The organism is Acuticoccus kandeliae (genome assembly GCF_003073115.1).
This window is the reverse complement of sequence record NZ_QBBV01000001.1, coordinates 1,887,336-1,898,876: the sequence shown is the minus strand read 5'-3', so window position 1 is coordinate 1,898,876 and position 11,541 is coordinate 1,887,336. Positions and strand designations below refer to the sequence as shown.

9 protein-coding genes are annotated in these 11,541 nt (G+C 69.5%); 4 read left to right on the top strand and 5 right to left on the bottom strand.

The window, feature by feature from the left end:
- Nucleotides 1-25: 25 nt before the first annotated feature.
- From DBV35_RS08650 to DBV35_RS08630, 5 genes are all read right to left on the bottom strand, one after another.
- A complete protein-coding gene (locus DBV35_RS08650; RefSeq protein ID WP_205648516.1) occupies nt 26-811 on the bottom strand; it encodes a J domain-containing protein in 786 nt (261 codons plus the stop codon).
- Nucleotides 808-1,596 carry a VWA domain-containing protein gene (locus tag DBV35_RS08645; RefSeq protein WP_425428451.1) on the bottom strand — a complete coding sequence of 263 codons (789 nt, stop codon included), beginning with the start codon at nt 1,594-1,596 and terminating at the stop codon, nt 808-810. The genes DBV35_RS08650 and DBV35_RS08645 overlap by 4 nt, the downstream gene beginning before the upstream one ends.
- A 28-nt stretch (nt 1,597-1,624) precedes the next feature.
- Entirely contained in the window at nt 1,625-2,059 is a 435-nt protein-coding gene (locus tag DBV35_RS08640) for a DUF1489 family protein (RefSeq protein WP_108659752.1), read from the bottom strand.
- A gap of 89 nt (nt 2,060-2,148) precedes the next feature.
- Entirely contained in the window at nt 2,149-4,311 is a 2,163-nt protein-coding gene (locus DBV35_RS08635; protein ID WP_108659751.1) for an acetyl/propionyl/methylcrotonyl-CoA carboxylase subunit alpha, read from the bottom strand.
- A gap of 18 nt (nt 4,312-4,329) precedes the next feature.
- Nucleotides 4,330-5,328 (bottom strand): hypothetical protein, encoded by a 999-nt coding sequence (locus DBV35_RS08630; protein WP_108659750.1) that lies wholly within the window; start codon nt 5,326-5,328, stop codon nt 4,330-4,332.
- A gap of 118 nt (nt 5,329-5,446) precedes the next feature.
- Here DBV35_RS08630 and DBV35_RS08625 point away from each other — a divergent pair, with 118 nt between their 5' ends.
- The 4 genes from DBV35_RS08625 (at nt 5,447) to DBV35_RS08610 (ending at nt 11,431) form a co-directional block, all read left to right on the top strand.
- Complete coding sequence (locus DBV35_RS08625; protein ID WP_108659749.1) at nt 5,447-6,268, top strand: UDP-2,3-diacylglucosamine diphosphatase; 822 nt, start codon at nt 5,447-5,449, stop codon at nt 6,266-6,268.
- Entirely contained in the window at nt 6,265-7,296 is a 1,032-nt protein-coding gene (locus tag DBV35_RS08620; RefSeq protein ID WP_108659748.1) for a glycosyltransferase family 4 protein, read from the top strand. Before DBV35_RS08625 ends, DBV35_RS08620 begins: the two co-directional genes overlap by 4 nt.
- 93 nt (nt 7,297-7,389) lie before the next feature.
- Nucleotides 7,390-9,000 (top strand): glucose-6-phosphate isomerase, encoded by a 1,611-nt coding sequence (pgi, locus tag DBV35_RS08615; protein WP_108659747.1) that lies wholly within the window; start codon nt 7,390-7,392, stop codon nt 8,998-9,000.
- A gap of 124 nt (nt 9,001-9,124) precedes the next feature.
- The gene (locus DBV35_RS08610) at nt 9,125-11,431 is read left to right on the top strand and encodes a xanthine dehydrogenase family protein molybdopterin-binding subunit (RefSeq protein WP_108659746.1); all 2,307 of its coding nucleotides are present in this window, start codon (nt 9,125-9,127) and stop codon (nt 11,429-11,431) included.
- Nucleotides 11,432-11,541 lie beyond the last annotated feature (110 nt).

The window sequence follows — 11,541 nt, the reverse complement described above, 5'->3', positions numbered from 1 at the left end:
TGTGAGTTGCCGAATGAGCGTTGTGTCACCGTCGACGCAGAAGGACGTCCTTAGCCAGGTTGAGCTGGGTCGCAAGATAGGCGGAGCCGCCCCGGTCCGGGTGCATCTCCTTCATGAGGCGGCGATGCGCTGCGCGGATCTCAGTCTCGCCAGCGCCGGGCTTAAGACCCAGAACCTCATATGCGTCCTGCTCCGTCATCGCGCCGGAGCTGTGAGCGCCGCGCGCGCCGCCCGAGCCGCCCGCCCCGCCGTGAGCGTGACCCTCGACGTCTTCACGCCACTCGGGTCGCCGGCGGTCGAGATATGCCTCGACGACTAGGCGGCTCTGTTCGTCGTCGGCGCACTCGCGCCAGACGGCGATGACGTCCTTCTCCGAGAGGTCTGACAGGCGCCGGCCCGCGAATCGGCCGGTCCGCATCGTGACGCTCATCTCGCCCGAATCATGGTCGAGGCTCGCCTCCAGGCGCGCCGTGCGCACCGTCGAGGATTGACCCGGCCGCTTCTTCGACCGTCCGGGTCCGAACGGGCCGGGGCCGAAGGGCCCACCCGCGAACGGCCCTCCCGCAAATCCCCCTCCCCCCTGCGCCGTGAGACCGAGGCGGCCGAGACCGGCCGTGATGAGGCTCATGCCGATGAGGCCGCGCCCGCGCATCAGGAGGAGCGCGCCGATCGCGATCATCGCGACACCGCCGCTCGAGCGCAGCGTCGCCGCGAGCTGCTGCGGGTTGGTGTTCGCCACCCAGCGCCCCGCCACCACCGCCGCGCCGAACAGCGCCACGCCCAGAAGAAGCGGCAGGAGGAGGACGATCACGAGAGCTTCTCCAGGAGGAGGCGCGCGCCGTCGTCGCCCTTCGCGCTGCGATCGGCGAGGGCCTTGCGCCCACCCGCCGCGTAGACGGCGACGGCCTTCAGGAGCCGCGCGAGTTCGTGGCCGGCGCTGCTGTCGAAGGTGAGGTGCGCGCCGCCCGAGAGCCGCGCGATCTCCTTGAAGGCGCGCGTCGCGGCCGGATCCTTGCGCTCCTGGAAGAGGAAGACCGGCACCTTGAGGAGGCCGAGCTCGCCGGCCTTGGCGCAAAGCCGGTCGATATCCTCCTCCATCGCATCGCCGATATAGACGAGCGCCTGGACCTGCGCCTTGCGCGTCTCCTCCAAGGCGCGGCCGAGCACCTTGCCGATCTGGGTGAGACCGCCGCGGCAATCGATTCGCGTCATGAGGCCGCCGAGCGTCTCGGCGTCCGACACCCATTTCGAGGCCCGGCACTCGCCGAAGCCGCGGAAATAGACGAGCTGGACGTCGAGGCCGCCGACAGCGCCGGCTTCCTTGAACATATCCGCCTGGATCGCGCAGGCGCGGTCCCAGGTCGGCTGACGGCTCATGGTCGCGTCGAGCGCGAACATCAGGCGGCCACGCGCGCCGCCGGTCGCGGGCGCCATGGTGCGCGCGCGTTCCAGAAAGGCGTCGATCTCGCTCCGACGCGACGCAGCCGGAGCCGTGTCGGCGGAGGTTTCGACGGGAGGTCGGTGCGTTCGATCTCTGCTCACGCCCCCTAAGATAAGGCGAACCGCAAGAGTCGCTACGGGGGGTGATGCCTCCATGCACGATTTGCCACGGCGGCGGAGGGGGTTAGAGGAGGCAGAGCTCCATCAGGTCGCGCTTCATGGCGGGCGGAATGTCGTCGCCCGCCGCATCCATCGCGAAATCGGCCGGGGCGTCGGCCGGGCGCAGATAGCGCCAGCCCTGGAAGGGGCGGCACGGGCGCGGGCGCACGGGCACCACGCCGGGGCCGAGGAGGATGTGATAGCGGCCGATCCCCGAGGCGTCGGTGAAGGGATCGATCGCGAGCACCGGCTGGCGGGCCTGGAGCGAGCCCTTGATGACCCAGTAGAGGCTGCCCCCGTCGAGCACCTCGTCCGCGCGCTTCGGCGCCATGCGCGTGGTGATCCGCGCGCCGGGCACGAGGCCCGAGACGGCACGCTCGGTCGCCTCGCGTGCGACCCAGTCCTTCAATCCATCGAGCGAGGCCGCGCCGACGGCGAGTTTCAGGAGATGGACGGTCATCCCTTCGCCATTGGCGCGAGAGGGCGGAGCGCACAAGCCGACGCCCGCCGCCTTGTCGAAATGTCCACCGGACTATCCACCGAAATGGTCTACTGCCCCCTCAGATAGGATGGCGGCTCGTCCGGATCGACATCCTCGCCGACCGGATCGGAATCGGCGCCCGCGATGCCGATCGCGGCTTCGGTCTCCCCGTCCGGCTCCGGCTCGCCGGCCTCGATGTCGGCGCCGCCCGCGTCGGGCTCCTCCACCACCGGGGCCTCGGCCTCGGCGGGCGCGGCCTCCTCGGCGGCGGCGGGAGGCGCGGCGGCGGGCGCCTCCCCCTCCCCGTCGAGCGGGGAAAGCACGATGACCTCCGCCCCCTCGTCCACCTGGTCGCCCGCGGCGAAGCGGACCGCGGCGACGCGCGCAGCGGCCCCGGCTTTCACCGTGTGCTCCATCTTCATCGCCTCGATCGCGAAGAGCTTCGCGTCGCGCTCCACCACACTCCCCGGCGAAACGTAGACGGCGACGATCTTGCCGTGCATCGGCGCCAGCGCATGGCCGCCCGCATCGTCATCCTCGACGACGCGCGAGAGCTGGTCGACGAGCGAGACGCGCACCGCCCGCCCCGCCTCGATCGCGAAGGCGTCGCCTTCGGCCTCGATCACATGTTCCGAGCCCGCCTCGCCGACATGGCCGTCGACGGTGAGGACGATCCCGCCCGGACCCGCCACGAGATGAGCGACCCGCTCGTGCCCGTCGACGAGGATCGCGATCCCGGCCGCCGCCTCACCGGAGATGCGGAAGCCGTCATTCTGATCGAACGGATCGACCCAGCCCTCGCGCGGCGCGGGGGGCGGGGTGAGGAGCGAGGCCGCCGCGTCCGCGATCGCCTTCGCGCTCACCCGGCCGCCGGTGAGGTTGGCAAGCTCACGGTCGACGAAGCCGGTGTCGTGGCGCGCGATCGCGAACTCGGGGTGGGTGATGACCGCGCGCAGGAAGGCGAGGTTCGTCTTCGGCCCGATCACCACCGAGCGGTCGAGCGCGTCGGCCATCGCGGCGATCGCGCCCTCGCGGTCCGCGGCGTGGACGATGAGCTTCGCCATCATCGGGTCATAGAAGGGGCTGACCGTGTCGCCGGTCTCGACGCCGGAGTCGAGGCGCACCCCGTCCGGGACGCGCAGCGCGGCGATGCGGCCGGCCGAGGGCAGGAAGCCCTGGTCCGGATCCTCGGCATAGAGGCGCACCTCGATCGCGTGGCCGGACGGCGGCGGCGCGATCTCCTCCTCCAGCGGCAGCAGCTCGCCCGCGGCGACGCGGAACTGCCACTCCACGAGGTCGTAGCCCATGACCATCTCGGTCACCGGGTGCTCGACCTGGAGGCGGGTGTTCATCTCCATGAAATAATAGCGGTCCTCGGAGAGCGCCTCGCCGCCCTCGACGATGAACTCCACCGTTCCCGCGCCGACATAGCCGACCGCGTTCGCGGCCCGCACCGCGGCGGCGCCCATTTTGGCGCGCAGAACCGCGCTCATACCGGGCGCGGGCGCCTCCTCCACCACCTTCTGGTGGCGGCGCTGGACCGAGCAGTCGCGCTCGTGGAGCGAGACGGCGTTGCCGTGCCGGTCGGCGAAGACCTGGATCTCCACATGGCGCGGGCGGGCGATATAGCGCTCGACGAGGACGCGCTCGTCGCCGAACGAGGCGCCCGCCTCGCGCTTGGCCGCCTCCAGCGCCTCCTCGAAATCGATCGCCTTGTCGACGCGGCGCATCCCCTTGCCGCCGCCGCCCGACACCGCCTTGATGAGCACCGGATAGCCCGTCTCATAGGCCTTGCGCTTCAGGAAGGCGGGGTCCTGAAGGTCGCCATGATAGCCGGGGACGACGGGCACGCCCGCCCGCTCCATGAGGAGCTTCGCGCCGGACTTCGAGCCCATCGCGCGGATCGCGGCGGGCGGCGGGCCGACGAAGACGATGTCGTTCGCCTCGCAGACCTCGGCGAAGTCGGCATTCTCCGACAGGAAGCCGTAGCCGGGGTGGATCGCCTCGGCCCCCGCCTCCTTCGCCGCGGCGATCAGCCGGTCCTTGTCGAGATAAGAACGTCGCGCCTCGGCCGGGCCGAGCAGGATCGCCTGATCCGCCTCGCGCACATGGAGCGCGCCCTTGTCCGCCTCGGAATAGACCGCGATGGTGCGGATCCCGAGCTGCTTCGCGGTGCGCATGATCCGCACGGCGATTTCGCCACGATTGGCGATCAAAACGCTTTCGAACACCGTGCTGTCTCCACACACCTAAGCCCGCAGCCACCCAAACACACTTTTGCGCTCCAGCGCCAACGCCGCGGCCAAGCTATCAACGACCTCTGTGATCGCGCCCTGATCGGCCGCGGGCAAGCCGTCCGCCGTCGCGGGGCGCAGCGTCGCGGGGTCGGGCATGTCGTAGATCTCGTCCCATCCGGCCCTCCAGTGACGCCGCGCGAAGGCGTCGTTGCCGGCCGTGCGCCGGGCGATTTCGGCCGCATTCTGCGGGTCGAGCCCACTGAAGCGGCGAGCCCAGCCCCGTGCCTTCGCCTCGCTCATAAGGAGCCCGCGTGCGCGGCGGCGGGCGGCCTGGTCGCGCCTGGCGAGCCCCCGCCCGGCGAGGCGCCGCGCGACCTCCACCGTGCGCGGATCGGGGGCCGGGTTGCGCGTCTCGTCCTCAGGCAGCGTCACGGCGAGGCCCCACGCCTCCATCACGCGCACGATCACCGAGCGGGTATCGCCACGGGCGCGCAGCGGCAGCGGGCGGAAGTCCGCGGCCGGCGCGCGGCTCCATGCCGCGAAGACGGTCTCGAAATCGGCCCGTCCCGCCTTCAGCTGGCGGTCGAGGAAGCGGGGGAAATGGTCGGCCTCCAGGAACTGGATCGCGCGGAAGGCGTACATCGAGTTCAGCCAGCTCGCCGGATCGCGCACCACCGCCAGCGCCTCGACCGGCGCGCCGGCGAACGGCCCCTCGGCGAGGACCGCGACGAGCGCGCGCGGATCGGACGATGAGAGAGTCTCGCCGCTGAGGATCAGCCCTGCGCTCTCCGCATGGCCCGCGATTCCGGCCGCGACGGCGGCCCGATCGGCCGCGTTCCCGGCGAGCGCGCCCGGAAGCGGCCGCTGGTCCTTCGTCCCGCGCCCGCCGAGCTCCGGATAGGCAAAACCCACCGCGTGCAGTGCCTCCCGGCCGCCTGCGAGGGCGGCCTGAAGCGACGTGCTCGCCGATTTCGGCAGGCCGATATGCGCAAGGACGCGGCGCGTCTCCATCACTGATCCCATTTCACCACACGTCGGCGATTGATTGATCGACCGAGTGCCCGCACCATGTGCATCGACGATCGAACTGTGCTAGCCCTCCGTCGGCATAGGCAAGCGGCGCGAATCAATGGTGGAAAGCAATACGGCGGACGAGCCCGAGGTCCGCAAGTTTCGCACATTATTCCTGTCCGATATTCACCTGGGAACCCGTGGTTGCCAAGCAGAGCTGCTGATTGATTTCCTGCGGCACCACGATGCGGATAAGATCTACCTCGTCGGCGACATCATCGACGGTTGGCGCCTGAAAAAGACCTGGTACTGGCCGCAAAGCCACAACGACGTTGTGCAGAAGATCTTGCGCAAAGGCCGCAAGGGCGCATCGATCACCTATCTGCCCGGCAATCACGACGAATTCCTGCGCGACTATCTCGGCACCCATTTCGGCGGGGTGGAGGTGGTCGATTCGGCCATTCACATCACCGCCGACGGGAAGCGCTATCTCGTTATCCACGGCGATCAGTTCGACGTCGTCGTCCGCCACGCCAAATGGCTCGCCCTCCTCGGCGACTGGGCCTACGTCACCGCGCTCGCGATGAACACGTGGGTCAATATCGTGCGCCGCAAGCTCGGCCTCACCTACTGGTCGCTGTCGGCCTGGGCCAAGCTGAAGGTCAAGAATGCGGTGAGCTTCATCGGAAAGTTCGAGATCGCGCTCGCCTCCGAGGCGAAGCGTCGCGGCGCGGACGGGGTCGTCTGCGGCCATATCCACCATGCAGTGATCCACGATATGCATGGGACCCATTACGTGAACACCGGTGACTGGGTGGAATCGTGCACCGCCGTCGGCGAGCACGAGGACGGCACCCTGGAGCTGATCCGCTGGACCCGCGTCCTGCAGAAGCCCGAGACGACGGTCGCGCCGGCGACCGAGCGCGCGCAGGCCGCATGACCCGTCTCGCCCTCGTGACGGATGCCTGGCATCCGCAAGTGAACGGCGTGGTCCGCACGCTCGACACGACCCGCAACGAGCTCGAAAAGCTTGGCATCTCGGTCACGATGATCACCCCGGCCGACTACCGGACGGTGCCGATGCCGACCTATCCGGAGATCCGCCTCACGGTCTCCTGGCCGGGCCGCGTCTATCGCGCGATCAGCAGGGTCGAGCCGGACTATGTGCACATCGCGACCGAGGGTCCGCTCGGCATGATCGCCCGGCGTTGGTGCCGCCATCACAATGTCGGCTACACCACGAGCTATCACACCCGCTTTCCCGAATATGTCCGCGCCCGCGCGCCGATCCCGCTGTCCTGGTCCTATGCGGTGGTGCGCTCCTTCCACAATGCGGGCGTCGGCTGCATGGTCTCGAACTCCACGCTGGAGCGCGAGCTCGCCTCGTGGGGCTTCCGCCGCCTCATCCGCTGGGTCCGCGGCGTCGACACCGACACCTTCAATCCCGACGTGCCGCCCGCCCTGCCCGACCTGCCGAAGCCCGTCTTCATCAATGTCGGCCGCGTGTCGGTGGAGAAGAATATCGAGGCCTTCCTCGACCTCGACCTGCCGGGCACCAAGCTCGTGGTGGGCGACGGGCCGGCGCTGCCGCAGCTGAAGGCGCGCTATCCGGACGCCGTCTTCGTCGGCAACAAGCTCGGGCGGGAGCTGACCGCCCACTACACCTCGGCCGACGTGTTCGTCTTCCCGAGCCTCACCGACACGTGGGGCCTCGTCCAGATGGAGGCGCTCGCCTGCGGCGTCCCGGTCGCGGCCTTCCCGACGATGGGGCCGCTCGACGTGATCGGTGATTCGGGCACCGGCGTCCTCAGCAACGATCTGCGCCAGGCCTCGCTCGACGCGCTCGAGATCCCGCGCGACCGCTGCCGCGAGTACGCGCTGCAATTCTCCTGGGAATCGAGCGTGCGCCAGTTCTGGGAGAATCTGCAGGCCGCGAACGGCCTCACGCCGAACGCCGAGGCCGTCTAGCGGGTTGCATCAGTCCGGCGCGCGCCTTCCCCGGCGCGACCGCCCTCACGACACGTGGAGCGTCGCGCCCCATGGGCGACGCGGGAGAGGACCATGGCCGCCACCGACGCCCTTTCGGCACACCGCGACACGCTCGCAGACTTCCACCTGCGCGAGGCCTTCCGGACCGATCCGGGCCGCGCCGCCCGCTTTGCGATCCACGACGGCGACCTCCTCTTCGACTATTCCAAGAACATCGTCACCGACGAGACGATGCGCCTCCTCGCCGAGCGCGCGCGTGAGGCGGATGTCGAGGGCTGGCGCGACCGCCTCTTCGCGGGCGAACCGATCAATCTCACCGAGGGCCGCGCCGTCCTCCACGTCGCGCTGCGCAATCCCGGCCCGTTCACTGTCGAGGGCAAGGACGTCTCGGGCGATGTCGCGGAGGTTCTCCACCGCGTCCTCGCCTTCGCCGACGGGGTGCGCGACGGGACCATCGTCGCCGCCGACGGGGGCGGCTTCACCGATGTCGTGAACATCGGCATCGGCGGGTCCGATCTCGGCCCGCGCATGGCCGTGCGCGCGCTCTCGCCCTACCGCGAGGGCGGCCCGACGGTGCATTTCGTCGCCAATGTCGATGGGGCCGACATCGCCGACACGCTGGCCGGGCTCGATCCGGCGCGCACCCTCTTCCTCATCGCCTCGAAGACCTTCACCACGCAGGAGACGATGACGAACGCGGGCACGGCGCGCGCCTGGATCGTCGACACGCTCGGCGAGGCGGCCGTCGGCGCCCACTTCGCCGCGATCTCGACCGCGCTCGACAAGGTGGACGCGTTCGGCATCGCGCCGGAGCGCATCTTCGGGTTCTGGGACTGGGTCGGCGGGCGCTATTCGGTGTGGTCGGCGATCGGCCTCTCGGTCGCGATCGCCATCGGCTCGGCCAACTTCCGCGCCTTCCTCGCCGGCGGCGCGGCGGCGGACGACCATTTCCGCACCCGCCCGATCGCGGACAACATCCCGATGGTGATGGGCCTCCTCGGCGACTGGTATCGCCGCCATCTCGGCTTCGCGACCCACGCGATCCTCCCCTACGACCAGCGCCTCGTGGAGTTCGCCGCCCACCTCCAGCAGGTGGACATGGAATCGAACGGCAAGTCCGTCCGCCGCGACGGCTCGCCCGTCACCGGCCCGACCGGGGCCGTCGTCTTCGGCGAGCCCGGCACCAACGGCCAGCACGCCTTCTACCAGCTCCTCCACCAGGGCACCGACGTCGTCCACTGCGATTTCCTGATCGCGGCGCTGCCGCACGAGGCGCTGTCGGACCATCACGCGAAGCTGATCGCGAACGCGCTCGCACAGACGCAGGCCCTGATGCGCGGCCGCACCCTCGAAGAGGCCCGCGACCAGCTCCTCGCCAAGGGGATGAGCGCCGCCGAGGCGGACGCGATCGCCCCCCACCGCGTGTTTCCAGGCAACCGCCCCTCCAACACGCTCGCCTACCGCACGCTCGACCCGCGCACGCTCGGCTTCCTCCTCGGCCTCTATGAGCACAAGGTCTTCGTCGAGGGGATCTTGTGGGGCATCAACTCCTACGACCAGTGGGGCGTGGAGCTCGGCAAGGAGCTAGCGGGCGGCCTCCTGCCTGCCGTTAAGGGCGAGGCGGCGGCGGATGCCGACAGCTCGACATTGCAACTCCTGGCGCATCTCGTCGCCAAGGGTTAGCCTCGCTGCCGGATGACCACCCGGCTCATCTTGGACCCGGCCGCGCACGCATCGGCTGGCGGCGTGCGCGCTCGCGCGTTAGGGTCTTTCCAATAACAATATCTATCCAGCGGGATGATACTCCATGAACGACATGACGATGGCGAAGTTCGGGATCGGCGCTCGCGTCACGCGCATCGAGGACAATGCGCTGATCACCGGACACGGCTGCTATGTCGATGACGTCCGTCCGGAGGGGACGCTCCACGCCGTTCTGTTGCGATCGCCGATCGCGTCCGGCACGTTCACGATCAACGATGTCGACGCGGCGAAGGCCGCGCCCGGCGTCCACCTCGTCCTGACCCACGCCGACATCACCGACATCGCCCCGCTCCCCTGCCGCTTCACCACGGCGCAGGTCGACGGGTCGGACACCCCCATTCCGACGCACTATGCGCTCGCGAAGGACCACGTCCATCACGTCGGCGAGCCGGTCGCGCTCATCGTCGCGGAGACGGTCGAGGCGGCGAACGACGCGCTCGAACTGATCGACGTCGAGTGGAACGCCGCGCCGAGCATCGCCGACACCGCTGCTGCGCTGGCGCCCGGCGCCCCGCTCGTGTGGCCCGATCTCGGCACCAACCTCGCCTTCACCTACGGCCACGGCAACGAGGCGGCGACGGACGCCGCCTTCGCCGCCGCTCACAAGGTCGCCAAGGTCGAGCTCATCAACAACCGCGTCGTCGCGAACTACATGGAGACGCGCGGCGCGATCGGCGAGTTCGACGCGGCGAGCGGGCGCTACACGCTGACCGCCGGCACGCAGGGCGGCCACGGGATGCGCAACGTCATCGCCGAGATCCTGAAGATCGAAGAGGCGGACCTGCGCGTCGTCACCCCGGACGTCGGCGGCGGCTTCGGCACGAAGATCTTCGTCTATTCCGAATATCCGCTGGTGCTCGTCGCGGCGAAGAAGCTCGGCAAGCCGGTGAAGTGGGTGTGCGGGCGCTCCGAAGCGTTCATGTCCGACAGCCAGGGCCGCGACAACGTCACCACCGCCGAGGTGGCGATGGACGCGACCGGCAAGTTCACGGCGCTGCGCGTGGAACTGAAGGCGGCGATGGGCGCCTACCTCGCCCAGTTCGGCCCCTACATCCCCTGGGGCGGGGCGACCATGAGCCCTGGCGTCTATTCGATCCCGACGATGCACGCGACCATCAAGGGCATCTACACGAACACCGTGCCGGTCGACGCCTATCGTGGCGCCGGCCGTCCGGAGGCCTCCTACACAATCGAGCGTCTCGTCGACGAGGCGGCGCGCGTGATGGGCAAGGACCGGCTCGAGATGCGCCGCATCAACTTCATCAAGCCGGAGCAAATGCCCTACAAGACCGCGTCCGGCCGCATCTATGACAGTGGCGAGTTCGACGGGCACATGACCCGCGCGCTCGAGCAGTCGGACTGGACGGGCTTTGCGGCGCGCGAGGCCGAAAGCAAGGCGCGCGGCGTCTATCGCGGCATCGGCATCGCCACCTATATCGAGGCCTGCGCCTTCCCCGGCTCCGAGCGGGCCGAGGTGCAGCTCGACGAGGCGGGCCAGCTCACCCTCCTCATCGGCACGCAGTCGAACGGGCAGGGCCACGCCACCGCCTACGCGCAGGTGATCGCGGACCATCTCGGCGTCGAGCCCTCGGCGGTGAAGATGATCCAGGGCGACACCGACAAGGTGCGCACCGGCGGCGGCACGGGCGGCTCGCGCTCGATCCCGCTCGGCCTCCCCTCCGTCGACGTCGCCTCGACCCAGCTCGCCGACAAGCTGAAGGCGCTCGCGAGCGACAAGCTGGAGGCCGCGCAGAGCGACCTCGAGTTCTCCGGCGGCGCGGTGCGCATCGTCGGCACCGACCGTTCGGTGACCTTCGCCGAGCTCGCCAAGGAGGCCGGCGGCCTCTCCGGCGAGGGCGAGATCAACCAGGCCGACTGCACCTACCCGAACGGCTCGCACGTGTGCGAACTCGAAATCGACCCGGCGACCGGCCGCGTCGAGATCCAGCGCTACACGATCGTCGACGATTTCGGCGTGACCGTGAACCCGCTCCTCCTCGAGGGGCAGGTCCATGGCGGCATCGTGCAGGGCATCGGCCAGGCGCTGCTCGAGCACACCGTCTATGACGAGGAAGGCCAGCTCATCACCGCCTCCCTCCTCGACTACGCGCTGCCGCGCGCCGACGACGTGCCGTCCTTCCACTTCGAGACACGCAACGTCCCCTCGACGCACAACCATTTCGGCATCAAGGGCGCGGGCGAGGCGGGCTCGATCGGCTCCTGCGGGGCCGTGATGAACGCGCTGATCGACTCGCTCTCGCGCAATGTCGGCGTGACGGCGGTCGACATGCCGGCAACGCCGGGCGTCCTGTGGCAGCTCATCCACGACGCCGACAAGGCCGCGGCCTGATCAAGGCCCTCTCCCGCGGCGCCCTTCCGAGGACGCCGCGGGATTGCACTCACGCAATGTAAGCCTTTCGAAATCGCACCCTCGGGTGCATTCACGCCAGCGTACTTTGC